This is a genomic window from Afipia sp. GAS231 (genome assembly GCF_900103365.1).
GTDB lineage: Bacteria > Pseudomonadota > Alphaproteobacteria > Rhizobiales > Xanthobacteraceae > Bradyrhizobium.
The window spans coordinates 3,861,129-3,887,399 of sequence record NZ_LT629703.1; the positions used below are offsets into that span (position 1 = coordinate 3,861,129).

The window sequence follows — 26,271 nt, forward strand, 5'->3', positions numbered from 1 at the left end:
GTTGTCTTCGCCCTTGCGAGGCCCGCTTTTGCCGAGGATAGCTGCGGTGTCGGCTGTCACGCCTCGCCCTCCGGGTCATGCGTCCGCGACGGATGGGAGCAGGGATTGCCGGTTCGCAACGAGTGCCCGGCCACGTCCCGACCGACGCCCCCTTGCGGCCAATACCATCGATGGAGCCGGCAATCGATGCAATGCGTGCTGCGCTGATCGCGGGGCGGCTTTTCCTTTTCCCGTTGTGGAAGAAGGGAAGAGACTAAGCCGCCTTCTTCGTCCCGTTGCGGTGACGCAGGAAGCGGCCGAGCAGGCGACGCTTGCCTTTGCGCGGGATCAGGTCGATGTCGCTGACGAGCTTGGCGCCGCCCTTGCGCCGCTCCAGCACGATCTTGCGGCTGTGGAAGGCTTCGAGTTCGACGCGATGGGCGACGCTGACGATGGTGGCCCTCGGCAATTCCTTGATGACGATGTCCATCATCTTGTCCTGGCTCTTTTCGTCGAGCGCCGAGGTCGCTTCATCCAGCACCACGATGTCGGGGTTGTGCAGCAATAGCCGCGCGAAGGCCAGCCGCTGCTTTTCGCCGCCGGACAAAGTCTGGTCCCACGGCGCCTCTTCCTCGATCTTCTCCTTGAGATGATCGAGGCCGACCTTGTGCAGGGCGTCGCCCATCTGATCGACGTTCCAGTCCTCGGCGGCGCCGGGATAGGCGATGGCGCGGCGCAAGGTGCCGGAAGGGATGTAGGGCTTCTGCGGCAGCATGAACAGCCGCCGGTCGGGATGGAAATTGACGCTGCCGCCGCCCCATGGCCACAGCCCCGCGATCGCGCGCACCAGCGTGCTCTTGCCGGTGCCGGATTCGCCGGCGACCAGCAAGCGCTCGCCCGGCTCGATCACCACTTCGGTTTCGCCGACCACCGCGGTGCCGTCGTCGAGCGTCACCGAGAGATCGTTGAGGCTGAGCATGGCACTGCCCTCGGTTTCGCCGCGCTTGATGCGGCCGATACCGTCGCCGCGCTCGGCGCGCTCCAGCCCGTCGAGCGACATCATCAGCGAGGCGATGCGCCGCGCGCAGGCGTTCCAGTCCGCCAGCCGCGGATAATTGTCGACCAGCCAGCCGAACGCGGTCTGCACGATGGTGAAAGCGGAAGCCGCCTGCATCACCTGTCCGAGCGACATGCTGCCGTCGAGAAATTTTGGCGCGCACAACAGCAGCGGAACTACCGGCGCGATCAGGCTCGATCCCTGCGACACCAGCGTGGTGCGCATATGCTGGCCGGCCAGCCGCGCCCATTGCCGCAGCACTTTCGTAAAGGTCTTGTCGATGCCGTCGCGCTCTTCCTCCTCGCCGCCGAGCAGCGCGATGCTCTCGCCGTTCTCGCGCACCCGCGTCAGCGTGTAGCGGTATTCGGCCTCAGCCTGGTTCTTGTCCTCGGACACCTGCACGAAGCGGCGTCCGATGGTCATGATCGCCCCTGAGGCAATGGCCGCGTAGAGCACGGCGGCGATCACGAGGAAGCCGGGAATGGTGAGCGTCGATCCGCCGACGGTCACGGTCAGCGCGCCGCCAATGGTCCAGAGCACCAGGATGAAGGTCGCGGCCGACAGAAATGCCGAGGTGACGCCGGCGATGAAATCGACCGGCGAGTCGGTGGCGATCCGCAGATCCTCGGCGATGCGGTATTCCGGATTCTTGTGGTCGCCGCCGACGAGGTTGAGCTGGTAGTAGCGGCCGCTGGCGAGCCAGCGCGACACCACCGAACTGGTCAGCCAGGCGCGCCAGCGGCGCTGAATGCCCATGCGCGCGAACACCTGCGCCACGCCGAGCAGGACGCTGCCGATCGCCAGCGGAAAGAACACCGCGGAGAGATGGAGGACGCCTATGGAGTCCTTCTTCTCGATGGCGTCGAAGATCGCCCGGTTCCAGACGTTGATGCCGTATTGAAAACCGACATTGGCGACGATCAGGACCAGAAGACCGATCGTGAAAATCCACGCCAGCCGGTCGCCGCTTTTACCCCAGAAGCCGCGCGCGCTGATCCAGAATCGCGTCAGCAGGTAATCCTTTCGCGCTTGTTCGGCTTCTTCCTCGGTCCACTCCGGATCGGGCTCGACCACCTCCGGCGGCGGCGGTTCGACATGCTCGCCGTCTTCGTCGGCGATATCGACGATCTCGGACTTCTTTTCAGAGGTTTTCTTCGCAGTGGAATCCTTCGCCGGGGATTTCTTCGCGGACGGTTTCGGCTTGACGACTGATTTGGCCATGGCGCGGTAACGCGAGGGAAATCAGAAGGTTCCATCGGGTTCCAGGCCTTCCCCGTCATTGCGAGGAGCGAAGCGACGAAGCAATCCAGTCTTTCTTTGCGCGGCAAGATGGATTGCCGCGTCGCTTCGCTCCTCGCAATGACGGGGAGGGGAGGGTCTCACTCCGCCGCCGTCGCGGCCGCGCGCCTCTCCTTGCGCGCGCGTCCCAGCCGGTTCAGCACGCGCGCGAGCTGTTCGGCCGAATAGGGCTTTTGCAGCAGCTCGTAGCCGGTGCTGCCGTGTTCCGACAGCACATGGCTGTAGCCGCTGGTCAGCACGACCGGCAGATCGCCATGGCGGCGACCGATTTCCTGCGCCAGTTCGATGCCGGTCATCCCCGGCATCACCACGTCGGTGAACACCACGTCGAAACGGTCGGCGTCCGCGGTCAGCTCTTCGAGCGCGTGCGTGGCGTTGCCGACCAGTTTGGCGGTGTAGCCGAGCCCGGCCAGCGCGTCGGCGGCAAATTTTCCGACCTCGGGATTGTCCTCGACCACCAGCACCGTCATGCCGTGGCCGTCGAGCGGCGGCGCATCTTGCTCCGGCATCTGTTGCGGCCCGCCCGATGCGGCGGCGCGCGGCAGATACAGCGTGAAGGTGCTGCCGTTGCCGACTTCGCTGGCGACGACGACTTCGCCGCCGGACTGCTTGGCAAAGCCGAACACCTGCGAGAGGCCGAGCCCGGTGCCCTGGCCGACCTGCTTGGTGGTGAAGAACGGCTCGAAGATGCGTTCGAACTGATCCTTGGGAATGCCGATGCCGGTATCGGCGACCGACACCGCGACATAGCCGAGCGGATTTGGGGCATGCGGATGTTGCGAAGGCGCGGCAGCGTTGGGCAATGCGTCGGCGGTTCGCACAGTCACCGTGAGCCGGCCCCGGCCGTCCATGGCGTCCATCGCGTCCCGCGCATTGACCGCCATGTTAATGATGGCGGTCTCGAACTGGCCGGCGTCGGCGTTGATGAAGCAGGGCTGGTCCGGCGCAGCGATGACGATCTCGATCCGCGACCCGATCAGCGTGCCGATCATTTCGCCGAGCATCCGCACATTATGCCCGACGTCGAACCGTTCGGGTTTCAAGGTCTGCCGTCGCGCGAAAGCCAGCAACTGGCTGGTCAGCCTGGCGGCGCGCGTCACGGTATCGGAGATCGCCTCGATATAGCGCAGCCGCCTCTGTTCCGGCAGGTCCGGCCGTCGCAGCAGGTCGACGGAAGCGCGAATCACCGTGAGCAGGTTGTTGAAGTCGTGCGCGACGCCGCCGGTGAGCTGGCCCAGCGCCTCGAGCCGCTGGCCGTGCTTCAGCGCCTCCTCGGCTTCCAGCCGCCTGTCGGCTTCGAAATACAGCCGGCGCGTTCGCCGCAACGCCGAGGCGAGCAGCACGAACAACAGCGCTGTGGCCGGCGCGCCGAAGATCAGATGCTGGCTCATGGTGGCGAGCCAGCGCGAGCGGATCGCCGCCGTCTCGAGGCCGGCTGAGATATAGATCGGATATTCGGCGAGCCGCTGGTAGCCGAGCCGGCGCTCGATGCCGTCGGCTGGCGACGTCACGGTGATCAGTCCGGCCTTGGGATCGGCTGCGATCTTTTGGCCGATGGGCCCGTTGCGGTCGAGCCTGATATCGCGGTCGCTGGCCGGGAAGCGGGCCAGCACCATGCCGTCGGTCAGGCCGAACGCGAAAAAGCTGCCGGGCTCGCGGCCGATCCGGGCGTAGAAATTCTCGAAATATTCCGGCAGTACCGAGGCCTGGATCACGCCGGCAAAGCTGCCGTCCTCGTTGCTGCGCCGTCGGCTGACGCCGAAGAATGCCGCGCCCTGATAGGGCGGCCGCGGCTTCAGCGCCTCGCCGATATAGGTGCCGATTTCGTGGTCGACATGGGCCTTGAAATAATCCCGGTCCGAAAAATCGATCTCGGGCGCCGGCACGACCAGGCTGTTGGCGAGCGCATGGCCCTTGGCGTCGAAAATCCAGGCCGATTTCACCTGCGGCAGCGAATCCGCAAGCTGTTTCAGCCGCTGATGCAGGATTTCCTCACGGGAAACGATGCCGGCATCGGGGATGCCGCGGATGATTTCGGCGATCTCCGACAAAGTGCGGTCGATGGTTTCGAACACTTTCAGTGCGTGTTCGTGCGCGACATCCAGCGTTCGCTCGATCTCGCGGTCGGCGGCTTGCTGGATCGAAACCCAGGACAGCGCGGATGCAAAGACAAATAACGCCAGCGGCAGCGCCAATGAGGCGACCATCATCCACTGCAGCAGTCTCAGCGAATTGCGTTGTGCCGTCTGCACGGGCGCTCCGAGTCTGCGCCGAGCTTACTGCAAACCGGCGCAGGTCACAAAGCGGAGCGAGCGAACAGGAACTTGCCTTCGTCGGCTAGTCCGGATCGATAAACTGATAATCAATTCTAATACGGCCATCCTCGGCCAGCAGGCACACGATCAGGCCGGTCGCAGCCACCGTGGCGCCGCCCTTCGGTACCATGCGCCAGTTGAACTTGACCATGTCGCGCAGATGCTCGACGCCACCGTCGACCTCGAACCAGTTGTTGCGCTCGGCGACGTTGGTCTGGTGCGAGGTGGCAACGCGCGTTTCCAGATCGGCGTGGCCGTGCACCTCGCGCAGATGCACATAATGGGTGCCATTTTCGATCCAGAGAGCGGCGATCTGGGCGCGGCGCGCGGCCGGATCGGCTTCATTCCAGATGTGGATGTAACGCTTGGCGAGGTCTTCTGCGGGGGACATGACAGCTCTCACTCCTGACGACGGTCGGGCCGGATCAGCGACGACACCCAAAGGATAGGGAGAAATATCTGGACGATGAATGGCTGTTTAGCCTAGATTATTGTCCAATCGTCCAGTCCAGCGGCGACAAGGAGCTGTTCCATGGACCCCCTCGACGACGCCTTTGCGGCCATGCGGGTGCGCGAATCGCTCTATGCGCGGGTCGATGCCAGCGCGCCCTGGGCGATTCGCTTCAGGGAAGGCAAGGCGGCGCGATTCGGCCTCGTGATCTCAGGCACATGCTGGCTGACGATGGAGGCGCCCGAGCGATCGATCCCGCTCGCGGCGGGCGATTGCTACGTGATCCTGGACGGATCGACCTACACGCTCGGCGACAACACGCGCTCGACGCCGCTGAATTGTTTCGACGTGGTGCCGAAACTGGTCGATGGCGCCGTCAGCATCGGCGGCGGCGGAACGGCGGCCACCGTCGTGACCGGATGGTTCGTCTATGACGAACTCGGCGCGCGCCCGTTGATGGCGCTGTTGCCGCGCGTGCTGCATACCCGTGTCGACGGCTACCGCACCGATATTCTGAAAACCACGCTCGAACTGCTGGCGAAGGAGACCGAGCGTCCCGGCTTAGGCTCCGGCGTCGTGATCTCGGGGCTTGCGGATATTCTATTCGTGCAGGCGATCCGCAGCCATCTCAACAACACCAATGAAGACGATGTCGGCTGGCTCGCGGCGTTGTCCGACAAACGCATCGGCGCGGCGATGCGCGCGCTGCACGGCAAGCCCGCGGATCCCTGGACGGTCGAGAAGCTGGCCGTGCTTTCGAACATGTCGCGCTCGGCTTTTGCCGCGCGCTTCAAGGCCAGGCTCGGCGAGGCGCCGCTGGAATACCTGACGCGATGGCGGATGTTCCGCGCCGGCGTGCTGCTGCGGCACAGCGAGCGTTCGCTGGCCGAGATCGCCAATGAAGTCGGCTATGAGAGCGACGCGGCGCTGAGCAAGGCCTTCCACCGCGTCGTCGGCATGGCGCCCGGCGCATTTCGCAAGCTCAATGCCGATGTCTCGGTGACGCCGCAGCGGGCGGCGTAGGCGGTGATTTCGACGTCATCCGGAGGCGCGAGGCTCGAAGGTGAGCCTCGAAGGATGCTGGACGACGTTCGGAGAATAATCTTGCAGCCTAGATCTGCCGCTCGACCATCTTCAGCTTGAGTTCCGCGATCGCTTCCGACGGATTCAAACCCTTCGGGCATGCCTTGGCGCAGTTCATGATGGTGTGGCAGCGATAGAGCCGGAACGGGTCTTCGAGATTGTCGAGCCGCTCGCCGGTGGCCTCGTCGCGGGAGTCCTTGACCCAGCGCGTCGCCTGCAGCAGCGCGGCGGGGCCGAGGAAGCGGTCGCTGTTCCACCAGTAGCTCGGGCACGAGGTCGAGCAGCAGGCGCAGAGGATGCACTCGTAGAGCCCGTCGAGCTTTTCGCGGTCCTCGTGGCTCTGCTTCCATTCCTTCTGCGGCGTCGGCGTCGTGGTCTTCAGCCACGGCTCGATCGAGGCATATTGGGCATAGAAATTGGTCAGGTCAGGAACCAGATCCTTGACGACAGGCTGGTGCGGCAGCGGATTGACCTTGACCGCGCCGCCTGCCGCCACGTCGTGCATCGACTTGGTGCAGGCCAGCGTGTTCTGGCCGTCGATGTTCATGGCGCAGGAGCCGCAGACGCCTTCGCGGCAGGAGCGGCGGAAGGTCAGCGTCGGATCGATGTTGTTCTTGATCCAGATCAGGCCGTCGAGCACCATCGGCCCGCAATCGTTGACGTCGATATGGTAGGTATCGATACCAGGATTTTTGCCGTCGTCCGGGTTCCAGCGATAAACCTTGAACTCGCGTGTCTCGGTCGCGCCCGCCGGCTTCGGCCATGCCTTGCCGCCGGTGATCTTGGAATTCTTCGGAAGCGCGAATTCAACCATGTCTGCTAGCCTTCGCTGTCGGGATCAATACACTCGCGCCTTCGGCGGGATGTACTGCACGTCGTTCGTCATCGTGTAATCATGCACCGGGCGGTAATCGATCGCGGTCTTGCCGCCGTTGTCGATCCACGCCAGCGTGTGCTTCATCCAGTTCTTGTCGTCGCGGGCGGCGAAATCCTCGCGGGCGTGGGCGCCGCGGCTTTCGGTGCGGTTGGCGGCCGAGTCCATCGTCACCACCGCCTGCACGATCAGATTGTCGAATTCGAGCGTCTCGATCAGGTCCGAATTCCAGACCAGCGAACGGTCCGAGGTGCCGACGTCGCCGATACCGCCATGCACCTTGTGAATCAGGTTCTGGCCTTCGTGCAGGATGTCGCCGGTGCGGAACACCGCGCAGTTGGTCTGCATCACATGCTGCATGCCGTCGCGCAGCTTTGCGGTCGGCGTGCCGCCGGAGGCGTAGCGGTAATGATCGAGCCGGCCGAGCGCGAGATCGGCGGAGCCCGCCGGCAGTTCCGGCTGCTTGCCGTTCGGCGTCAGCTTTTCGGCCAGCCGCAGGGCTGCGGCGCGGCCGAACACGACGAGGTCGATCAGCGAGTTGGAGCCGAGGCGGTTGGCGCCGTGCACCGAGACGCAGGCGGCTTCGCCGATCGCCATCAGGCCGGGCACGATCGCGTTGTCGTCGCCGTTCTTCTTGGTCAGCACTTCGGCGTGGAAGTTGGTCGGGATGCCGCCCATGTTGTAGTGCACGGTCGGCACGATCGGGATCGGCTCGCGGGTGACGTCGACATTGGCGAAGATCTTCGCCGATTCGGAAATGCCGGGCAGCCGTTCGTGCAGCACCTTGGGATCGAGATGGTCGAGGTGCAGGAAGATGTGATCCTTCTTCTTGCCGACGCCGCGGCCTTCGCGGATTTCGATCGTCATCGCACGCGAGACCACGTCGCGCGAGGCGAGGTCCTTGGCGGAAGGCGCATAGCGCTCCATGAAGCGCTCGCCCTCGGCATTGACGAGATAGCCGCCTTCGCCGCGCGCGCCCTCGGTGACCAGACAGCCCGAACCGTAGATGCCGGTCGGGTGGAACTGGATGAATTCCATGTCCTGCAGCGGCAGGCCGGCGCGCAGCGCCATGGCGCCGCCGTCGCCGGTGCAGGTATGCGCCGAGGTGCAGGAGGCATAGGCGCGGCCGTAGCCGCCGGTGGCCAGAATCGTGGTCTGGGCGCGGAAGCGATGCAGCGTGCCGTCGTCGAGCTTGAGCGCGATGACGCCGCGGCAGACGCCCTGGTCGTCCATGATCAGGTCGATGGCGAAGAACTCGATGTAGAATTCGGCCGCGTGGCGCAGCGCCTGGCCGTACATCGTGTGCAGCATGGCGTGGCCGGTGCGGTCGGCGGCGGCACAGGTGCGCTGCGCCTGGCCCTTGCCGTAGTCCAGCGTCATGCCGCCGAACGGGCGCTGGTAGATCTTGCCGTCCTCGGTGCGCGAGAACGGCACGCCCCAATGTTCGAGCTCGTAGACGGCGTCGGGCGCGTTGCGCACCATGTATTCGATCGCGTCCTGGTCGCCGAGCCAGTCCGACCCCTTGACGGTGTCGTACATGTGCCAGCGCCAGTCGTCCGGATGCATGTTGCCGAGCGAGGCCGAGATGCCGCCCTGGGCGGCGACGGTGTGCGACCGGGTCGGGAACACCTTGGTGATGCAGGCGGTGCGCAAGCCCGCTTCGCTGCAGCCGACCACGGCGCGCAGGCCTGCGCCGCCGGCGCCGACGACCACGACGTCGTAGGTGTGGTCTTCGATCGGATAGGCCTTGCCGTTGGTGGCGGGGCCGCTGCCGTTGCTGCCCTTGCCGTTAGCCTCGTTGGCCGAATCTTTAGAAGCCATGGGTTAGACTCCCGATGACAATTTTAGAATGGCGTAGATCGAGGCCAGCGCCACCGCGAAACAGAAGAAGTTGTTGGCCATCACGCTGGCGAGCTTCAGTTTCTCACTGTGGATGTAGTCCTCGATCACGACCTGCATGCCGATCTTCATGTGCCAGGCGCTGGCGATGATGAACAGCAACAGGATGATCGCGATCGGCAGCGAGCCGAGAATCTGTGCCGCACCCGCCTGGTTGCGGCCGATCAGCATCAGCACGACCACGATGACGGGCACGATCAGCAGCGTCATCGCTACCGCCGTGAGGCGCTGGCGCCAGAAATCGGACGTGCCGGAATGCGAGGCGCCGAGGTTGCGAACGCGCCCCAGCGGCGTGCGCATCGAGGGAGATTTGGGCGCGGTCATCGGCCGCCTCCGATCGTGTAGGCGACGATCCAGACCAGTACCGTCAGCGAAATGCCGCCGATCGCAGCACCCCAGGTCAGGCCCTCGCGCTCGCTCGCCTTGAAGCCGTAGCCGAGGTCCCAGACGAAATGGCGCAGCCCCGAGAGCAGATGGTGCAGCAGCGCCCAAGTGTAGCCGAACACGATCAGCCGCCCGATGAAGCTGCCGGTAAAGGCCTGCACATGGGCGTAGGCGGTGGGGCCGGAGGCGGCGGCAATCAGCCACCAGGCCAATAGAAGCGTGCCGAAATACAGCGCGATCCCGGTTGCCCGGTGAACGATGGACAGCGCCATCGTCAGGGTCCAGCGATAGGTCTGCATATGCGGGGAAAGCGGTCGTTCGATCCTGGCGGTCATCGGCGGCTTTGAAAGTTGGCGGGGCCACGGGATGGCCCATCGCGGATCGCGGTAGAGTAATTCTATTTACGTAGTCGAAACAGCGAGTGCAACGACCAAAATCATCAATTCCGAACGATGGTTCATACCTATGGAGGAGGCCTGCAATTGCAGACGTTGACAAACACCCTTGGTGGTCCATGGCTAGGTCCGTTCTGGTATACCTGAAGCACGATTCATGAACGCGCGCGGCTCGTCGCGCGGGCCAAGAAACTGCAGGTCAAACTGCAGGTCAAACTTCAGGGGAAACGACAGGGGAAGCCACAGATGGCCATCGCCGGGCTTAACGTCACCGAGCTTGTCGAACTGGCGCTGATGCTGGTCGGCGTCGGCGCGATATCGGGGTTTTTCGCCGGCGTGTTCGGGATCGGCGGCGGTGCGATCCTGGTGCCGGTGTTCTACGAATGCTTCCGGCTCGCCGGCGTGCCGCTGGAAGTACGGATGCCGCTCTGCATCGGCACCTCGCTCGCCATCATCATTCCGACCTCGCTCAGCTCGTTTCGCGCCCATTACGCCCGCGGCGCGGTCGACATGGAGATATTGAAGACCTGGCTGATCCCGATCGTGATCGGCGTCATCGCCGGCGGGATCACCGCGCGTTACGCGCCGGAGCGGCTGTTCAAGATCGTGTTCGTCTGCGTGGCCTGGACCGCGGCGGCGCGGCTGATCCTCGGCCGCGCCAGCTGGAAGCTCGGCGACGAATTCCCATCGGGGCCGCTGATGAAAATCTATGGCTTCATCGTCGGGCTGCTCTCGACCCTGATGGGGGTCGGCGGCGGGCTGTTCCTCAACTTGCTGATGACGTTCTATGGAAGGCCGATCCACCAAGCGGTCGCGACCTCGTCGGCGCTGGCGGTCCTGATCTCGATCCCCGGCGCGATCGGCTACGTCTATGCCGGCTGGCCGGCGGCAGCACATTATCCAGAGGTCACAGCGCTGCAATTTCCATTCGCACTCGGTTACGTCTCGCTGATCGGTGCGCTCTTGGTGATGCCGACCAGCCTGCTGGTCGCACCGCTCGGCGTCCGCGTCGCGCATGCGATGTCGAAGCGCACGCTCGAGGTGGCGTTCGGCAGCTACCTGTTCATCGTCGGCAGCCGTTTCGTGATAAGCTTGGCGTCCGGGCAGTAATTTTCTCCGCGGGAGCCGACATGACCAGCACGCCTCCTCCCATCATGCCGGCGGCGATTCCGCCAGAACTCGACCGCTGGAATTGGGGCGCGTTTCTGCTGAACTGGATATGGGGCGTCGGCAACAACACCTTCATCGCGTTGCTGTGCTTTGTTCCCGGCGTCGGCATCGTCATGGTCTTCGTGCTTGGCGCCAAAGGCAGCCGTTGGGCGTGGCGCAACGGGCGTTGGGACAGCATCGAGCACTTCAAACGGGTCCAGCGGCTGTGGGCGATCTGGGCCGTCGTGATCTACCTCGGAGCCATTGTGCTGGCCGGCGGGATCTTCGGCGGCGTGTTCTATGCGCTCCAGCATTCCGACGCTTACGAGCTTGGCGCCTCCACGCTCCAGACCAATGCCGATGCGGTTGCCGTGCTCGGGACGCCGATCATAACCGGCTTTCCCATGGGCAAGATTTCAACCAACGGAGCGTCCGGACGCGCCCTTCTCAATTTTTCGGCGACCGGGCCGAAGGCCTCGGGACGGATTTTCCTGGAAGCGATCAAACAGAACGGAGTTTGGTCGCTGAAAAATCTCCGGCTCAAGGTCGACGGCCGCGAGGATGCGATCGATCTTCTCAGGCAGTCGAGGGCGGAGCTAAGAAGTTTTCCGACGCTCTCCCCTCCGTCATTGCGAGGAGCAGCGCGACGAAGCAATCCATATTTTCGCGAGGGATAGATGGATTGCTTCGCTTCGCTCTGCCGGCGCCACTTGGCTACTTCGCGTAAATCTTCGCGTAGGTATCCCGCAAGATATTCTTCTGCACCTTGCCCATGGCGTTGCGCGGCAGTTCGTCGACGACGAAGACGCGCTTCGGCATCTTGAATTTGGCGAGCCGGCCGTCGAGCGCCTTCAGCACGCCGGCCTCGGTGACGTCGGCATCCTTGGTGCAGACCAGCACCGCGGTGACGCCTTCGCCGAAATCGGCATGCGGCACGCCGATCACGGCGGATTCCACCACCCCCGGCATGGCGTCGATCTCGCTCTCGATTTCCTTCGGGTAGACGTTGAAGCCGCCGGAGATGACGAGATCCTTGCCGCGGCCGAGGATGTGGACATAGCCCTTGTCGTCGATCTTGCCGAGATCGCCGGTGATGAAGAAGCCGTCATCGCGGAATTCGGCTTTTGTCTTCTCCGGCATCCGCCAATAACCCTTGAAGACGTTCGGGCCCTTGACCTCGATCATGCCGATGGTGTCGCGCGCCAGCTCCTTGCCGGTCTCGGGATCGGTGACGCGCACGGAGACGCCGGGCAGGGGAAGGCCGACGGCGCCGGGGACGCGATCGCCGTCATAGGGGTTCGAGGTGTTCATGTTGGTTTCGGTCATGCCGTAGCGTTCGAGGATGGCAAAACCTGTTCGAGCCGACCATTCGCGATGGGTATCGGCCAGCAGCGGCGCCGAGCCTGAAATGAACAGCCGCATGTGCTTGGTCGTCTCTTTGGTCAGCGCCGGGCTCTGCAGCAGCCGCGTATAGAAGGTCGGCACGCCCATCAGCACGGTGGCCCGCGCCATCAGCTTGATGATCAGTTCGGGGTCGAGCTTCGGCAGGAAGATCATCGAGGCGCGCGCGAACAGCGTGACGTTGCTCGCCACGAACAGGCCGTGGGTGTGATAGATCGGCAGCGCGTGGATCAAAACGTCCTTGTCGGTGAAGCGCCAGTAGTCGACCAGGCCCAGGGAGTTCGACGCCAGATTGTCATGCGTCAGCATCGCGCCCTTGGAGCGGCCGGTGGTGCCTGAGGTATAGAGGATTGCGGCGAGGTCATCGTCGGCGCGCGCGACGGTGGTGAAATCGGAAGACGCTTTCGCCGCGGCATCGGTCAGCGAACCCTTGCCGTCGGCGCCGAGCGTTTCGACCTTGGCGTTGACCTTGGCCGCGATCGCGCCGATGCCTTCGGCCTTCGAGGGATCGCACACCACCAGCGACGGTTCGGCATCGCCGATGAAGTAGTCGAGTTCGTTCAGCGTGTAGGCGGTGTTGAGCGGCAGGTACACCGCGCCCGCGCGCACGGTCGCGAGATAGAGCACCAGCGCCGGCACCGATTTTTCGGTTTGCGCCGCAACACGGTCGCCGGTCTTGACGCCGCGTGCAACCAGCACATTCGCCATCTGCCCGGCGCGGGCGATCAGGTCGCCGTAGCTGATTTTGGTGCCGTCAAGCATCTCGATCGCGAGCCGGTTCGGATTGTCTGACGTGTCGAACAGGCGAGAAAACAGGTTGGCGTTCATGATGGTTTTCCGGGTCGCATTCATGCATCATTGCGGGGGGCGGGTGCGGTCCAGTAGGACGCGGCAACCACATAATTCAATAGCAAAAACGCCCTTCACAAAGCAACGGAGACAGTTTGCATGTCAAATAACGGGAAACGCGTGGCCTGGGTGACCGGCGGCGGCAGCGGGATCGGCGAGGCCGCGGCGGCAGCGCTGGCAGCGGATGGCTGGATCGTGGTGGTTTCGGGGCGCCGCAAGGACGCGCTGGAGCACGTGGTCGCTAACATCACCAAAAACGGCGGCAAGGCCGAGGCCATCGCGCTCGACGTCTCTGACAAGGACAGCGTCAACAAGGCCGCCGACCAGATCGTCGCCAAACATGCCCGGATCGACCTGTTGGTCAACAGCGCCGGGATCAACGTGCCGAAGCGAAGCTGGGCCGACATGGAACTGTCGGGCTGGGACAAGCTGGTCGAAATCAATCTCAACGGCGTGCTGTATTGCATGCACGCGGTGCTGCCGACCATGCGCAAGCAGAAGGACGGCTGCATCATCAACGTCGCGTCGTGGGCCGGCCGCCACGTCTCGAAGATGCCGGGTCCGGCCTACACCACGACCAAGCATGCGGTGCAGGCGCTGACCCATTCCTTCAACATGGACGAATGTGTCAACGGCCTGCGCGCCTGCTGCTTCTCGCCCGGCGAAGTCGCGACCCCGATTCTGAAACTGCGCCCCGTGGTGCCGTCGGAAGCCGAGCAGGCCAAGATGCTGCAGCCCGAGGATTGCGGCCGCACCATCGCCTTCGTCGCCAGCATGCCGCCGCGGGTGTGCATGAACGAGATCCTGATCAGCCCGACGCATAATCGCGGCTTCATTCAGACGCCGCATAATCGGGATTGATGATGTAGGGCGGATTAGCGCAGCGTAATCCGCCTTACCCTAATGTGTTGGCGGGTTACGCGGAGTTTATCATCGGGCGCGCATACGCGCGACCCGTTGGCTAACCCGCCCGCCCTACGCACTTTGAAAGGCTCACCATGTTGCGTCTCGTCCGGTTCTCTCCGCATCTCTCCCTGGCTTGTATCGCCGCCTGCACCTTGGCGTTGTCGGCCGTGACCTCGTCGGCCGCGCCGATGGATCGCATCCACGAGCTGGCGCAGCAGGAACAAGCCCCGCTGCTCGACACGCTGCGCGACCTCGTGAATATCGAATCCGGCAGCAAGGATGCCGAGGGCCTGGCCCGGCTGGCGGCGTTGATCGGCGAACGCCTGACCCGGCTGGGCGGCAAGGTCGAGACCATCGAGCCGACCGACATCTACCGGATGGGCGACACGCCGCCCAAGCCGGGGGCCATGGTACACGCCGAATTCAAGGGGACCGGCAGCAAGAAGGTCATGCTGATCGCCCACATGGACACCGTGTACCTGCGCGGCATGCTGAAAGACCAGCCCTTCCGCATCGACGGCGAGCGCGCCTACGGCCTGGCCGTTGCCGACGACAAGCAGGGCGTTGCGCTCATCCTGCACACCGTGGCGATGCTGCAAACACTGAAGTTCGCGGATTACGGCACGCTGACCGTGCTGATCAACGGCGATGAGGAGATCAGCTCACCGGGCTCGCGCAGCACCATCACCCGCATGGCGGCCGAACAGGACGCCGTGTTCTCCTACGAAGGCGGCGGAGAGGACGGCCGCCTGCGGCTTGCCACCAGCGGCGTCGGCGCGGCCTACCTCACGGTGGACGGCAAGGCCTCGCACGCCGGCTCGGCGCCGGACAAGGGCGTGAACGCGCTGGTCGAGCTGTCGCACCAGGTGCTGCAATTGAGCGATTTGTCGCGGCGCGACCAGGGCCTTTCGCTGAACTGGACGGTCTCGCAGGCCGGCACCAACCGCAACGTCATCCCGGCACAGGCCAGCGCCCAGGCGGACGCAAGGGCGTTGAAGGTGTCCGATTTCACCGAGTTGGAGGCCACGCTGCAGCAACGTGTGCAGACCCAGCGCCTCCCCGACGCCAAGGTGCAGCTCCGGTTCGAGATGCGCCGCCCGCCGCTGGAAGCCACGCCCGCGTCGCGCGGCCTGGCTGCCCACGGCGCTACCATCTACGAGGAACTGGGATTGCCGTTGAAGGTGGTCGACGTCGCCAGCGGCGGCGGCACCGACGCCGCGTTCGCCGCCCTCAAGACCGCAGCCCCCGTCATCGAGGGATTCGGCCTGAGCGGCTATGGTGCCCACTCGAACGATGCCGAATACGTGAAGCTGGAGACCATCGTGCCGCGCCTTTACCTCTCGGTGCGCATGATCATGGATGTGGCGCAGGACAAGGTGAAATAAGGCCGGTGGTGCCGGCGAACCGGGATTGATCTCGATGTCGTAGGGTGGGCAAAGCGCAAGCGTGTCCACCAACTTTATTGAACGCGAGTTGTTATGGTGGGCACGGCGCAAGTGCGCCTTTGCCCACCCTACAATTTCACCTCACACGATAATCTCGTTCAGTTCCTTGCCGGAATGTTCCGGCACCATCATGGTCACGCCGACCGCCATCGCGGCCATCAGCACGGGAATGCAGAGGAACGACAGCGTGAACGATCCGGCATATTGCTGAAGTGCGATGGTGACGAACGGGAACAGCACGAAGCCGACGAAATAGGCGATCGCCCACACCACGCCATTGGCCGCACCCCGGATCCGGGTCGGAAACACTTCCGCGGTCAGCGTCGTGCTCGGCCCCCAGAAGCCGAGGAAGCCAAAACTCCAGGCCAGACCGAACACCCACATCAGCACGTGGTTGTCGGTCAGGACCCACAGCGTCAGGAAGATAGCGCCCTCGATCAGCGTCACGACGAAGGCCAGCCGGCGGCCGATCTTGTCGGCGAGCCAGCCCGCGACGCAGAGGCCGAGGAATCCCGAGAGGCCCCAGAACACGTAGAACAGGCTGTATTCGGCGGTCGACCAGTGTTTTTCGGTGGCGAGATAGAGCGGCATCCAGCCGCCGACGGTGCCGAAGATGCAGGTGCTGCAGCACGCCACGAACAGCGCCACCAGCGTGGCCGGCAGCGCGTCCGGCAGGAACGCCTGGCGGATGCCGACCGATTTGGCCTTGCCGAACCAGGTTTTGTCCTCGTCGCTGACGCTGCCGCCGCGCGACAATGTTTCCGCAATGCGCTGCTTGCGATCCTGCGCGCGCACCCAATAGGGCGATTCCGGGCAGGTGGCGCGAACGTAGATCGCCAGCAGTGCGATCACGCCGGGCACCATCACCGCGACCCGCCAACCGAAGTCGGCAGCGACCAATCCCGTAATGCCGCCCGCCAGCGATGCACCGAGACACCAGCTCGCGCGCGACGCGCTGATCACCCGGCCGCGCAGCCGCGCCGGCCAGGTTTCGGCAACCAGCATCGATCCGAGCGACCATTCGCCGTTGAGCGCGAAGCCGACCATCGATCGCGCGATCACGAACGTGGCAAAGGTCGGCGACAGGGCGACGACCGGCATCAACAACGAGAACATCGCGATGTTGACGGCGAGCAGCGTGCGGCGGCCGAGCCTGTCCGACAGCCACGGCCAGAAGTAAAGCCCGGCTATTCCGAAGAACAAGGCGATCTGTATGCCCGAACGATATTCGGGAATGGTGAGCGCGAATTCCTTGACCACCAGGGGCGAGATCAGCCCGAAGATCACGCCGTCCATGCCGTCAAAACCCCAGCCCAGCGCGTTGGCGGAAGCAATATGCCAGTGTGTTTTGGTGAGTTCTTCGCTACCGGCGACGGCGCGGTAATTGGCGTTCTGAAGATGTTTCTGTTCGAGCGGTCCAACTTCTCCGCCCACCGGACTTGCCGCAGGTGCGGCTAATCCATCCGCAGTGATGCTGCTCATGGTCGTCCTCCCGCATCGCGCCGCACCGTTGACGGCGCTTGTTGTCACCGGCTTTGTTTTTTGCGCGATGCCGGATGCGTCAGGCTGGACTAACTCGGAGGGTGCATCAAGAAGATTACTCGCGGCGGTGCACGCGTCATTTCCGCGAAGTGGAAATTGGAGGGAAGCTGTCGTCCCTGCGTTCGCAGGGACGACGATGTGGAGGGCGCACGGCTTACCCCGCACTTAGTTTCAAACATCACGATAAATTATTCGCCGAAACCACCCCCAGAACCTCCCGTAGCTCGGCCAACGACGGCGCAGTCGGACCCCCCTAAAGGCTCCGCCGCTGTCGTGACACGATCCGGCCGACATCCGTCGGTCACCTCATCAATCGGGAGATTATCCATGTCGAAGCGTATTGCACTTCTGTCCGCCGCGGCCTTCAGCCTTCTCGCCCTGTCGGCCACCATCACTGCGCCGGCCAGCGCCGAAGAAAAGACCGTCATGGTCGGCGGCGCCGCGATGTTCCCCTCCAAGAACATCGTTCAGAACGCCGTCAACTCCAAGGACCACACCACGCTGGTCGCCGCGGTGAAGGCCGCCGGCCTGGTCGACACGCTGGAAAGCAAGGGCCCGTTCACGGTGTTCGCGCCGACCAACGCCGCCTTCGGCAAGCTGCCGGCCGGCACCGTCGACACGCTGGTGAAGCCCGAGAACAAGGCGACCCTGACCAAGATCCTCACCTACCATGTGGTTCCCGGCAAGCTCGAGGCGTCGGACCTGACCGATGGCAAGAAGCTCAAGACCGCCGAAGGTGAGGAACTGACCGTCAAGAAGGCCGACGGCAAGGTCTGGATCATCGACGCCAAGGGCGGTTCCTCGATGGTGACGATCTCGAACGTCAATCAGTCGAACGGCGTGATCCATGTGGTCGATACCGTGCTGATGCCGGCGTCCTGACTCCCGCGCGTCCCTGCATTGTCCCGGCAGGATGCGTAACGAGGCGAGCCGGGGCCACCCGGCTCGCTTTTTTGTGACCGCGAAACGCCGTCGTGCGTCGATTTGATCGCGTCATCCAGGTAACGGAATCCAGGTTCCCGGCGTATAAACCGGTATGAATTGCCTTCTTGTTTGACGCGTTTTCTTGACGTGAACCGGTATCCACTTCACGGGAAAACGCTAGCGTGGAAAACAGCCATGTCGACCTTGACCGTCAGCGACGAGCACGCCACAGCGACCCCGGCGAAAGTGATCCAGCCCGCCTGGGTGCGGGCGCTGCACTGGACCAACGCGGTCGCGATGGTGCTGATGATCATGTCGGGCTGGCAGATCTATAACGCCTCGCCGTTGTTCGGCTTCTCGTTCCCGCCCTCGATCACGCTGGGCGGCTGGCTCGGCGGCGCGCTGCTCTGGCACTTTGCCGCGATGTGGCTGTTGATGGTCAACGGCCTGATCTATCTGGCGCTCGGGTTTGCCACCGGCCGCTTCCGCAAGAAGCTGCTGCCGATCACGCCCGCGGGCGTGGTCTCCGATACCAAAGCAGCGCTGACCTTCAAGCTGTCGCACGACGACCTCAGCAAATACAATTCGGTGCAGAAGCTGCTCTACGCGGGAATTATCGTCGTCGGCATCGTCATCGTGCTGTCCGGCCTGTCGATCTGGAAACCGGTGCAGTTGCAATGGCTGACGGCGCTGTTCGGCGGCTACGACGTGGCCCGTTACGTTCACTTCATCTGCATGGCGGCGATTGTCGCTTTCATGGTGGTTCATGTCGCGCTCGCCCTTCTGGTGCCGAAGAGCCTGCGCGCCATGATCATTGGCCGGTAAGGGAGCAAGATCATGGGCCGCATGCGCAAACTTCTGATTCCGGGCGTCGACAAGAATCTGCTGGTCAGGGACGCCGCCAGGGCGATGCCGGACTTCACGCGGCGCCGCTTCATCACCGCAGGCGCCAGCCTCGGCGCGCTGACGCTGTTGACCGGCTGCGACGTCAAGGACAGTTTTTCCGCTGAGGAGATGCTGAAGCAGATTTCGAAATTCAACGACGGCGTGCAGGCCGCGATCTTCAATCCCAACGCGCTGGCGCCAACGTTTTCGGAAAAGGACATTACCAAGCCGTTTCCGTTCAACGCCTATTACGACATCGACGACGCGCCCGAGGTCGACGGCAAGAGCTGGAAGCTCGAAGTGCGCGGCCTCGTCGACAACAACAAGCCGTGGACACTGGAAGAATTGTACAAGCTGCCGCAGGTCAAGCAGATCACGCGCCATATCTGCGTCGAAGGTTGGAGCGCGATCGGAAGCTGGACCGGCACGCCGCTGCGCGATTTCCTGAAAATCATCGGCGCCGACACCCGCGCCAAATATGTCTGGTTCCAGTGCGCCGACAAGGACGGCTACAATTCGCCGCTCGACATGGCGACTGCGCTGCATCCGCAGACCCAGATGACGTTCAAGTTCGCCGACGAGATATTGCCGCGCGCCTACGGTTTTCCGATGAAGATCCGGGTGCCGACCAAACTCGGCTTCAAGAACCCGAAATACGTCCTGTCGATGGAAGTCACCAACGACTACAAGGGCGGCTACTGGGAAGACCAGGGGTACAATTCGTTCAGCGGGAGTTGAACCCTCGTGGTGAGGAGGCGCTCCGCAGGAGCGCCGTCTCGAACCATGAGGCCCCTATGTCGCCATCCTTCGAGACGCCGCTTCGCGGCTCCTCAGGATGAGGTTTGCGCGGGCAGCCTCCTCTGAAACGCCGCCAGCACCGCACCCAGCGCCAGCATCGCGGCCGAAACGTTCAGCGCGACCGACAGGCTGCCCATCGCGTCGGTGATGGCGCCGACCGCGATCGGGCCCAGCGTCTGGCCGATGCCGAAGGAGATCGTCATCGCCGCGATCGCGGTCGGCCACGCCGCGGGCGGATAGTTCATGCGGACGAAGGCGGTGGTCGAGCCGACCACGGCGAAGAACGCGACGCCGAACACCAGCGCTGACAGCGCCAATAGCCACACCGAGTGGCCGAAGATCGGCATCGCCGCGCCGATCGCGTTGACGCCGAGGATGACGGTGGTGGTGAGGCCGCCGCGATCGAGCGCGAGCACGCGCCGCCACACCCAAGGGGTCACGAAGGCGCTCAAGCCGATCAGGCTCCAGAACGCGCTTTGCGCTGCGGCGCCGCCGCCGGCATCGCGCACATAGGCGATCATGAAGGTCATGTAGGCGATGTAGCCGGCACCGAACAGGAAGTAGGCGGCGAGATAGATCGCAACCGGCGCGATCGTGAATTTGGATTTGGCTGCCGTGGCGCCGGTGGCGTCGGCGTGCAGCGGCGCCAGCAGCAGCGGAATGGTCATGCCGACTGCCAGAAGGGTCATCGCCCACCACACGATCCACCACGAACCCGGCCCGAAGGCCTGCAGCACGAACGGCGCCGCCAGACCCGAGGCCAGGATGCCGATGCCGGGTCCGGCATAGAACAGGCTCAGCAGAAAATTCGCCCGTTCGGGCCGCGACTGCGCGATCGTCGCGGCCAGCGCGCCGCCGCCGACGAATCCAGCCGCGGCGCCAACGCCGGCGAGGAGGCGAGCAAAACTCAGCACCACGAAATTACCTGACAGCGCGCAGAGCGCCAGCGACAGCACGCAGGCCAGCGTCCCCCAGCGCGCCGTAGCGGCGAGGCCGTAGCGCCGGATCACGCGCGAGACGAGCAGGGCGCCGGCGAGATAGCCGGCCGCATTGATCGTGTTCATGAAGCCGGCGGCGGAATACGACCAGGCCAGCGAGTCGCGCATGTCAGGCAGCACCAGCGCATAGGCGAAGCGGCCGATGCCGAGACCGACGGTCGGCGCCAGCGACAGAATGAGGATCAGCCGCGCGGGATGCGGGTAAAGCTGGTGAACATCAGGGGATTTCACGGAAAACTCCGGCAGGGGCCGCATTGTGACAGGCAAAGCCTGCGTTGCACAGCCGGCCGGTTCGCAACGGTGTCTTGTTATTCGCGCAACGACCGAAAAGTGCCAACAGCAGAATTCGCGGTGGCGGCCTACGCGATCAAATCGCTGGTGCCGCGAGACAAGACGCCGCTCACTCGGGAAGTCCTGCTTTGCGGAGGCCGTCGATATACAATTGAAGCCCCGGTAGGTCGCCGTGCGGTACCCGTTCAGAAATGCGAAAACCGGGTTCGAGTTCGAGCAGACCGGCTACGGCCTCCCTTGCCTCTGCTTCGCGTCCCAGATGAGCCAGAGCCGATGCGAGGCAGCGATAAGCGAAGGGATAGAGCGGATTCTGGCGGGCGGCCTTCCTGGCTGCCGAGACGGCCTCATCGAAACGACGAAGACCGATGAATGCAACGCCCATTCCTGCAAACGTTGAAAAAAGCAACGGATCAAACGGGCTTAGTCGAATGCGGCGCTCAAAGCTCCGGATTGCCTCTTCGGGCTGCCCCGCCATCAGGTAGGCGAAACCCCGCTGGTCCCATACGCGGGATGAATTGGGGTTTAGGGTGACCGCACGGTCCACCATCTCCCTCGCCGTATCGTAATCGTCAGAGAAGGAAGCGGTTGCGTTGCCAAGCACACTCAATGCGAAAGTGGCGTTCCCGTCGATACTGAGTGCCAACCGGAGCAGCCGCAATCCTTCCGCAATTTCCGACTTCGGATCGGCCGCCCATCCCAGGCGTGCATTTCGCAGGTGGCACTCCGCTGCAAGGGTAGCGGCAAAGCTGCTCCGAGGGTCAATCTCCAACGCGCGCGAGGCAAGCCGAAAGCTCTCGGCCGATCCGTCCCGGGTCCATGACAGGAGGTGTTGTGCTCGAAGACAGAGGTCGTAGGCGCTGAAGTTGTTCGGCCGACGCGCCGCCAAGGCCATTTCGGTTTGAAGCAATTTTGGCTGGATGGCAGAAACAACGTTCACCGCCACCTCGTCCTGCAGCGCAAAAACATCGGTTAGATCACCTTCAAATCGATCAGCCCAAAGGTGCGCGCCGGTCATGGCATCAATCAATTGGCCGGCAATGCGGACTTTGCCGGCTGCCTTGCGCACACTTCCTTCCAGGACGTAGCGAACACCGAGCTCGCGCCCGACCTGTTTGATATCGACGGCCCTCCCTTTGTAGGTAAAGCTCGAATTGCGCGCGATCACGAACAGGGATTTGAACCGCGACAAGGCGGTGATGATTTCGTCCACCATGCCATCCGCGAAATAGTCCTGCTCCGGATCACCACTCATATTCTGGAACGGCAAGACCGCGATGGAAGGCTTATCGGGAAGGGCGAGCGGTTCAGCGTCGTCAGGGGGCAGGCGGTTCGGCACAAATGGCACGGCGGGACCGGTTGGAATGCGCCAGACGCGCATCGGTTCGGCGATATTCTTCAGGGATCGCGAACCTGTATCCTCAAAGGTAATATCCACCTTGCCGCGAATTTGCCGATGGGCATCGTCGGAGATGCTGACACCGCCGGGTTCCGCGAGCCCTTCGAGACGCACCGCAATATTGACCCCATCACCAAAGATATCGTCGGCTTCGATAATGATGTCACCGACGTGAATGCCGATGCGGAGTTCGATCCGCTTGTCCTGCGGCACGTCGGTATTTCGCTTGGCCACGCCGCGCTGAACTTCGACGGCGCATCGCACGGCGTCGACGACGCTGGCGAACTCAACCAGAGCACCGTCCCCGGTATTCTTGACGATGCGTCCGTGATGCTCGCTGATTTTGGGATCGAAAAGCGTCTTTCTAAGAGCTTTCAGTCGCGCCAGCGTGCCTACTTCGTCGATCCCTATCAAGCGGCAAGAGCCCACGACATCCGCCGCCAGAATAGCCGCCAGTCGCCGCTCTACGTGCTCGCTGCTCAAGACGCACCCCCGGTCGGGGAAACTGGATGCATCTATACCAGAATGGTGGGCCGATGTCCGGTTTTGCCGGCGCCGTATTCAGGCCGACGGCGGCGGTGTATCGGTTGCAACCCGTACCATCCCCAAACCGTTTTCAAACCCTTGGAGCTCCGCATGCGCGCCGCACCGTTTCTCTATTTCAACGGCGATTGCGAAAGCGCGCTGCAATTCTACCAGGCCTGCGGCCTCGGCAAGATTGTGGAGCTCAGGCGAATCGAAGGGACCCCGCTGGCGGAACGCGATGGCCCGGCCTGGAATCAGAAAGTGCTGTTTTCCCGTTTCGAAGGCCCTGGACTTCGTCTCTGCGCATCCGACGGTGCCGATTCAGAGCCGATGAAGGGATGCGCCATCTTCCTCGAAGCTGACGACGCCGGTACGGCCGAGAAGCTGTTCGACGCGTTGTCCGCTGGCGGGCGGATCACCGTTGCGTTCAAGAAGCAGTTTTGGGGCGATCACTACGGCAACTTCACCGACAAATTCGGCGTTCAATGGGCGGTTGGCAGTGCGGTCAAAGCCAGCGAATAAGGCCGTGCACATGGACCTGCGCGCCCAGCGCAATTGTCGCCCGTGCAAGCCGCCTTGCCAATCGGCTTCGGGCGTTTTAGCACTCCCGCGCGCTGCGACAGTGGTCGTCATGCCCGGGCAGAAGTGCGAAGCACGTCTTCGCACTAGGTGACCCGGGCATCCACGCCCTTCCTGCTTGCTGCGCCAAAGACGTGGATGGCCGGGACAAGCCCGGCCATGACGGGCTGAACGAGGACATATTCATGGCGACCCATAAACTGCTGCTTCTCTCCGGCGACGGCATCGGCCCCGAAGTGATGGGCGAGGTGAAACGCCTGATCGACTGGATCAACGCGGCAGGCATCGCGCGTTTCGAGACCGAGCAGGGGCTGGTCGGCGGCTCCGCCTATGACGCGCACAAGGTTTCCATCAGCGAGGGCGACATGGCCAAGGCCACAGCCGCCGACGCCGTGATCTTCGGCGCGGTGGGCGGTCCGAAGTGGGACAGCGTGCCCTATGAGGTGCGGCCCGAAGCCGGGCTGTTGCGGCTGCGCAAGGATCTCGGCCTGTTCGCCAACCTGCGTCCGGCGGTGTGCTACCCGGCGCTGGCGGAGGCCTCCAGCCTGAAGCGCGAGATCGTCGAAGGCCTCGACATCATGATCGTGCGCGAACTCACCGGCGGCGTGTATTTCGGCGAGCCGAAGACCATCACCGATCTCGGCAACGGCCAGAAGCGCGCCATCGATACCCAGGTCTACGACACCTACGAGATCGAGCGCATCGCCCGCGTCGCGTTTGACCTGGCGCGCAAGCGCCGCAACAAGCTGACCTCGATGGAAAAGCGCAACGTCATGAAGTCAGGCGTGCTCTGGAACGAGGTGGTGACGCAGGTGCATGCCCGCGAATACAAGGATGTCACGCTAGAACATCAGCTCGCCGATTCCGGCGGCATGAATCTGGTGAAGGCGCCGAAGCAGTTCGACGTCATCGTTACCGACAATCTGTTCGGCGACATGCTCAGCGATATCGCGGCGATGCTGACGGGATCTCTCGGCATGCTGCCGTCGGCCTCGCTCGGCGAAATCGACGCCAAGACCAAAAAGCGCCGCTCGCTGTTCGAGCCGGTGCACGGCTCGGCGCCTGACATTGCCGGCAAAGGCCTCGCCAATCCGATCGCGATGATTTCCTCGTTTGCGATGGCGCTGCGCTATTCGTTCGACATGGGCGATCTCGCCGACAAGATCGAAGCCGCGATCGCCGCCGTGCTGGCGAGCGGGCTGCGCACCGCCGACATCAAGTCCGAGGGCACCACCGCGGCCAGCACTACGCAGATGGGCGATGCGATTTTGAAGGAATTGCAGAAGCTGCACGCGTAAGCGTTCCACGCACCAAACAAAAAGCCCGGTCGTGAGACCGGGCTTTTTCTTGAAGCGAAGTGGTCGCGATCAATACAGCGGGAACGGCGTGGGGACACCGCCGAGATCCGACGGCGGGTTAAGCGGCTGGCGGTCGATCGGGCGGTTGTTGTTTTCGCGCGCGAAGGACGGGTAACCGATCGCCGGCGGGAAGGCGTAGTCCTGGAATTTGCGGTCGCCCGGCAGCACTTCGGTGCCGGCGTCGAGCCAGGAGCGCGTGGTGACGTAAACGCGGGTGTGCGGCCCCTGCTGATAGACCCGGTTCGGACCCTGCGGGCCGTAAACGATGCGGCCGTCCTTGTCGTATTTCGGGCGGGACTGGGCGCTGGCGGAAGTTACGCTGGCAGCGACGAGCGCCGCGGCAGCAAGCAGCATCGCGAGCTTGCTCGCAGCAGGGAATTTCGGGGTCATCACATCCTCGTCCTGGTCAACCCGCGCGGGCCGGCGGATCGTCACGTCTGATTGGGCGCATTGTAGCCGCCCCTCACGTGGCATCGCTAGGTCAATTGCGCCACACCGGATCAGAATAATGCCACGAAAAGCGAAAAAATTTCATGAAAACCAGTGTCTTGGCCGGATGTCGCCACAATTACGGATGGTTGCGAAAGCTCGATCCGCCAAACCGGTATCAGAACGCGCCGCGCAGCCGCGGGTTGTCGGCGCCGGTCAGCCAGTCCGCCGACAGCGCCGGCACCGATGTCACCGTGCAATCGCTTCGCCGCAGTTCGGCATGAGCGAACAATTCCGCCAGTTTGGGTTCGTTTCCGGCGGTCAGCAGCATCAGGCGGTTCAGCATGCAGCCGATCGCGGCGCGGCGGGCCGGGAAGTTCTCGCCTTGGCACGACCAGCCGGAAATGCGGAAATTGGGATCGTCGAAGCGCTTGATGAAGCCGAGGCAGGCGCGGGCGTCGTCCGCGCCGCCGACCAGGCGAAGCAGCGTCACCGGGCCGAATTTGCTGTCGATGACCCCCGCGGCCTCCAGCGCCAGCGCGCCGTCCGGGTCCATGCGCGCGGCGATGTCGGCGACGGCGGGCACGGCCTGATGCTCGTCGCCCGGGCGATAGAGTTCGAGTTCGGCGACCGGTTTGCCGTCGGGGCCGCTCCAGTGAAAGGCGTCCTTGCGGCCGCCCTCGGGGTGCCGGGATATCTGATAAACCTCTGTTTTGCCTTGGAAAATAAACTGGCTGACGGCAAAGGCCGGCGCCGAGCGGGTGGCCACGGCCCAGCCGTCCCGCACCGAGGGGGCCATCGCGGTCGCATCCGGCAACTGCTGCCACAGCGCGATACCGACGATGGCCACCAGCGCCAGCGTCATCACATAGGCACAGAGCCGGGCCACGGTGCCGCAGACTTCGTCGACGAAACCCATCAGCAGGGGATGGATTCTTGTCGTATAATTGGAGGTGGCTGTTCTAGCCGGAAACGAATGCATCAAACGCCCAAACGCACGGTAAAACGTTGTCTTGCGGGCGTTTCTCGCATAGAAGCGCTGCCTCTTCCCTTTCCGCTT

23 protein-coding genes are annotated in these 26,271 nt (G+C 63.6%); 10 read left to right on the plus strand and 13 right to left on the minus strand.

Going from position 1 to position 26,271, the window contains the following annotated elements; all coding sequences use genetic code 11:
* Positions 1-253: 253 nt before the first annotated feature.
* The 3 genes from BLS26_RS18260 to BLS26_RS18270 all read right to left on the minus strand — a co-directional run bounded on the left by BLS26_RS18260 (position 254) and on the right by BLS26_RS18270 (position 5,041).
* Positions 254-2,257, minus strand: a complete 2,004-nt coding sequence (locus BLS26_RS18260; protein WP_092513386.1) for an ABC transporter ATP-binding protein/permease — start codon at positions 2,255-2,257, stop codon at positions 254-256.
* 158 nt (positions 2,258-2,415) lie between these two features.
* Complete coding sequence (locus BLS26_RS18265) at positions 2,416-4,587, minus strand: hybrid sensor histidine kinase/response regulator (RefSeq protein WP_092513387.1); 2,172 nt, start codon at positions 4,585-4,587, stop codon at positions 2,416-2,418.
* Positions 4,588-4,672: 85 nt separating this feature from the next.
* Positions 4,673-5,041, minus strand: coding sequence for a hypothetical protein (locus BLS26_RS18270; protein ID WP_092513389.1), 369 nt, complete (start codon positions 5,039-5,041; stop codon positions 4,673-4,675).
* A 141-nt stretch (positions 5,042-5,182) separates the two neighbouring features.
* On the opposite strand from BLS26_RS18270, the gene BLS26_RS18275 reads away from it, so the two are divergent.
* A complete protein-coding gene (locus BLS26_RS18275; protein WP_092513391.1) occupies positions 5,183-6,124 on the plus strand; it encodes an AraC family transcriptional regulator in 942 nt (313 codons plus the stop codon).
* An 88-nt stretch (positions 6,125-6,212) separates the two neighbouring features.
* Here the strand turns inward: BLS26_RS18275 and BLS26_RS18280 are convergent, their stop codons facing one another.
* Genes BLS26_RS18280 through sdhC form a run of 4 tightly spaced genes read right to left on the minus strand, consistent with a single transcriptional unit; the run spans position 6,213 to position 9,676 of the window.
* Positions 6,213-6,998: a succinate dehydrogenase iron-sulfur subunit gene (locus BLS26_RS18280; RefSeq protein ID WP_092513393.1), complete on the minus strand. Its 786-nt coding sequence runs from the start codon at positions 6,996-6,998 to the stop codon at positions 6,213-6,215.
* Positions 6,999-7,022: 24 nt separating this feature from the next.
* Entirely contained in the window at positions 7,023-8,879 is a 1,857-nt protein-coding gene (gene sdhA, locus BLS26_RS18285) for a succinate dehydrogenase flavoprotein subunit (RefSeq protein WP_092513395.1), read from the minus strand.
* Positions 8,880-8,882: 3 nt separating this feature from the next.
* Complete coding sequence (gene sdhD / locus BLS26_RS18290; protein WP_371360978.1) at positions 8,883-9,257, minus strand: succinate dehydrogenase, hydrophobic membrane anchor protein; 375 nt, start codon at positions 9,255-9,257, stop codon at positions 8,883-8,885.
* Between the two features lie 20 nt (positions 9,258-9,277).
* A complete protein-coding gene (gene sdhC / locus BLS26_RS18295) occupies positions 9,278-9,676 on the minus strand; it encodes a succinate dehydrogenase, cytochrome b556 subunit (RefSeq protein WP_092513399.1) in 399 nt (132 codons plus the stop codon).
* A 306-nt stretch (positions 9,677-9,982) separates the two neighbouring features.
* Here sdhC and BLS26_RS18300 point away from each other — a divergent pair, with 306 nt between their 5' ends.
* Both BLS26_RS18300 and BLS26_RS18305 read left to right on the plus strand, forming a co-directional pair.
* Complete coding sequence (locus BLS26_RS18300; protein ID WP_092513401.1) at positions 9,983-10,846, plus strand: sulfite exporter TauE/SafE family protein; 864 nt, start codon at positions 9,983-9,985, stop codon at positions 10,844-10,846.
* A 20-nt stretch (positions 10,847-10,866) separates the two neighbouring features.
* Entirely contained in the window at positions 10,867-11,562 is a 696-nt protein-coding gene (locus tag BLS26_RS18305) for a cytochrome c oxidase assembly factor Coa1 family protein (RefSeq protein WP_092513403.1), read from the plus strand.
* A 37-nt stretch (positions 11,563-11,599) separates the two neighbouring features.
* Here BLS26_RS18305 and BLS26_RS18310 read toward each other — a convergent pair whose 3' ends face one another.
* Positions 11,600-13,114 carry a malonyl-CoA synthase gene (locus BLS26_RS18310; protein WP_092518212.1) on the minus strand — a complete coding sequence of 505 codons (1,515 nt, stop codon included), beginning with the start codon at positions 13,112-13,114 and terminating at the stop codon, positions 11,600-11,602.
* A gap of 120 nt (positions 13,115-13,234) precedes the next feature.
* Between BLS26_RS18310 and BLS26_RS18315 the strand changes: the two genes are divergently transcribed.
* Both BLS26_RS18315 and BLS26_RS18320 read left to right on the plus strand, forming a co-directional pair.
* A complete protein-coding gene (locus BLS26_RS18315) occupies positions 13,235-13,996 on the plus strand; it encodes an SDR family oxidoreductase (protein WP_092513405.1) in 762 nt (253 codons plus the stop codon).
* Positions 13,997-14,133: 137 nt separating this feature from the next.
* The gene (locus tag BLS26_RS18320; protein WP_092513407.1) at positions 14,134-15,426 is read left to right on the plus strand and encodes a M20/M25/M40 family metallo-hydrolase; all 1,293 of its coding nucleotides are present in this window, start codon (positions 14,134-14,136) and stop codon (positions 15,424-15,426) included.
* Positions 15,427-15,567: 141 nt separating this feature from the next.
* On the opposite strand, the gene BLS26_RS18325 is transcribed toward BLS26_RS18320, so the two are convergent.
* Positions 15,568-16,968, minus strand: coding sequence for an MFS transporter (locus BLS26_RS18325; protein ID WP_092513409.1), 1,401 nt, complete (start codon positions 16,966-16,968; stop codon positions 15,568-15,570).
* Positions 16,969-17,355: 387 nt separating this feature from the next.
* On the opposite strand from BLS26_RS18325, the gene BLS26_RS18330 reads away from it, so the two are divergent.
* The 3 genes from BLS26_RS18330 (at position 17,356) to BLS26_RS18340 (ending at position 19,575) form a co-directional block, all read left to right on the plus strand.
* A complete protein-coding gene (locus BLS26_RS18330) occupies positions 17,356-17,910 on the plus strand; it encodes a fasciclin domain-containing protein (RefSeq protein ID WP_092513411.1) in 555 nt (184 codons plus the stop codon).
* A 237-nt stretch (positions 17,911-18,147) separates the two neighbouring features.
* Complete coding sequence (locus tag BLS26_RS18335) at positions 18,148-18,777, plus strand: cytochrome b/b6 domain-containing protein (protein WP_092513413.1); 630 nt, start codon at positions 18,148-18,150, stop codon at positions 18,775-18,777.
* 12 nt (positions 18,778-18,789) lie between these two features.
* On the plus strand, positions 18,790-19,575 hold the full coding sequence (locus BLS26_RS18340; RefSeq protein ID WP_092513415.1) for a molybdopterin-dependent oxidoreductase: 786 nt from the start codon (positions 18,790-18,792) through the stop codon (positions 19,573-19,575).
* A 92-nt stretch (positions 19,576-19,667) separates the two neighbouring features.
* Here the strand turns inward: BLS26_RS18340 and BLS26_RS18345 are convergent, their stop codons facing one another.
* Together BLS26_RS18345 and BLS26_RS18350 are read right to left on the minus strand one after the other, a co-directional pair.
* A complete protein-coding gene (locus BLS26_RS18345; RefSeq protein ID WP_092513417.1) occupies positions 19,668-20,888 on the minus strand; it encodes a YbfB/YjiJ family MFS transporter in 1,221 nt (406 codons plus the stop codon).
* A 145-nt stretch (positions 20,889-21,033) separates the two neighbouring features.
* On the minus strand, positions 21,034-22,749 hold the full coding sequence (locus BLS26_RS18350; RefSeq protein ID WP_244542006.1) for an adenylate/guanylate cyclase domain-containing protein: 1,716 nt from the start codon (positions 22,747-22,749) through the stop codon (positions 21,034-21,036).
* 207 nt (positions 22,750-22,956) lie between these two features.
* Here BLS26_RS18350 and BLS26_RS18355 point away from each other — a divergent pair, with 207 nt between their 5' ends.
* Together BLS26_RS18355 and leuB are read left to right on the plus strand one after the other, a co-directional pair.
* The gene (locus tag BLS26_RS18355; protein WP_157676488.1) at positions 22,957-23,367 is read left to right on the plus strand and encodes a VOC family protein; all 411 of its coding nucleotides are present in this window, start codon (positions 22,957-22,959) and stop codon (positions 23,365-23,367) included.
* 242 nt (positions 23,368-23,609) lie between these two features.
* Positions 23,610-24,722, plus strand: a complete 1,113-nt coding sequence (gene leuB / locus BLS26_RS18360) for a 3-isopropylmalate dehydrogenase (protein WP_092518214.1) — start codon at positions 23,610-23,612, stop codon at positions 24,720-24,722.
* 69 nt (positions 24,723-24,791) lie between these two features.
* Here leuB and BLS26_RS18365 read toward each other — a convergent pair whose 3' ends face one another.
* On the minus strand, positions 24,792-25,172 hold the full coding sequence (locus BLS26_RS18365; RefSeq protein ID WP_092518216.1) for a hypothetical protein: 381 nt from the start codon (positions 25,170-25,172) through the stop codon (positions 24,792-24,794).
* Between the two features lie 217 nt (positions 25,173-25,389).
* Positions 25,390-26,130, minus strand: coding sequence for a hypothetical protein (locus BLS26_RS18370; RefSeq protein ID WP_371360593.1), 741 nt, complete (start codon positions 26,128-26,130; stop codon positions 25,390-25,392).
* Between the last annotated feature and the right edge of the window lie 141 nt (positions 26,131-26,271).

Excerpts from the sequence above, each read along its gene's own strand:
- BLS26_RS18260 (WP_092513386.1), bottom strand. The coding sequence starts at position 2,257 with ATGGCCAAATCAGTCGTCAAGCCGAAACCGTCCGCGAAGAAATCCCCG.
- BLS26_RS18270 (WP_092513389.1), bottom strand. The coding sequence starts at position 5,041 with ATGTCCCCCGCAGAAGACCTCGCCAAGCGTTACATCCACATCTGGAAT.
- BLS26_RS18275 (WP_092513391.1), top strand. The coding sequence starts at position 5,183 with ATGGACCCCCTCGACGACGCCTTTGCGGCCATGCGGGTGCGCGAATCG.
- BLS26_RS18280 (WP_092513393.1), bottom strand. The coding sequence starts at position 6,998 with ATGGTTGAATTCGCGCTTCCGAAGAATTCCAAGATCACCGGCGGCAAG.
- sdhA (WP_092513395.1), bottom strand. The coding sequence starts at position 8,879 with ATGGCTTCTAAAGATTCGGCCAACGAGGCTAACGGCAAGGGCAGCAAC.
- sdhD (WP_371360978.1), bottom strand. The coding sequence starts at position 9,257 with ATGCGCACGCCGCTGGGGCGCGTTCGCAACCTCGGCGCCTCGCATTCC.
- sdhC (WP_092513399.1), bottom strand. The coding sequence starts at position 9,676 with ATGACCGCCAGGATCGAACGACCGCTTTCCCCGCATATGCAGACCTAT.
- BLS26_RS18300 (WP_092513401.1), top strand. The coding sequence starts at position 9,983 with ATGGCCATCGCCGGGCTTAACGTCACCGAGCTTGTCGAACTGGCGCTG.
- BLS26_RS18305 (WP_092513403.1), top strand. The coding sequence starts at position 10,867 with ATGACCAGCACGCCTCCTCCCATCATGCCGGCGGCGATTCCGCCAGAA.
- BLS26_RS18310 (WP_092518212.1), bottom strand. The coding sequence starts at position 13,114 with ATGAACGCCAACCTGTTTTCTCGCCTGTTCGACACGTCAGACAATCCG.
- BLS26_RS18315 (WP_092513405.1), top strand. The coding sequence starts at position 13,235 with ATGTCAAATAACGGGAAACGCGTGGCCTGGGTGACCGGCGGCGGCAGC.
- BLS26_RS18320 (WP_092513407.1), top strand. The coding sequence starts at position 14,134 with ATGTTGCGTCTCGTCCGGTTCTCTCCGCATCTCTCCCTGGCTTGTATC.
- BLS26_RS18325 (WP_092513409.1), bottom strand. The coding sequence starts at position 16,968 with ATGAGCAGCATCACTGCGGATGGATTAGCCGCACCTGCGGCAAGTCCG.
- BLS26_RS18330 (WP_092513411.1), top strand. The coding sequence starts at position 17,356 with ATGTCGAAGCGTATTGCACTTCTGTCCGCCGCGGCCTTCAGCCTTCTC.
- BLS26_RS18335 (WP_092513413.1), top strand. The coding sequence starts at position 18,148 with ATGTCGACCTTGACCGTCAGCGACGAGCACGCCACAGCGACCCCGGCG.
- BLS26_RS18340 (WP_092513415.1), top strand. The coding sequence starts at position 18,790 with ATGGGCCGCATGCGCAAACTTCTGATTCCGGGCGTCGACAAGAATCTG.
- BLS26_RS18345 (WP_092513417.1), bottom strand. The coding sequence starts at position 20,888 with ATGCGGCCCCTGCCGGAGTTTTCCGTGAAATCCCCTGATGTTCACCAG.
- BLS26_RS18355 (WP_157676488.1), top strand. The coding sequence starts at position 22,957 with ATGCGCGCCGCACCGTTTCTCTATTTCAACGGCGATTGCGAAAGCGCG.
- leuB (WP_092518214.1), top strand. The coding sequence starts at position 23,610 with ATGGCGACCCATAAACTGCTGCTTCTCTCCGGCGACGGCATCGGCCCC.
- BLS26_RS18365 (WP_092518216.1), bottom strand. The coding sequence starts at position 25,172 with ATGACCCCGAAATTCCCTGCTGCGAGCAAGCTCGCGATGCTGCTTGCT.
- BLS26_RS18370 (WP_371360593.1), bottom strand. The coding sequence starts at position 26,130 with ATGGGTTTCGTCGACGAAGTCTGCGGCACCGTGGCCCGGCTCTGTGCC.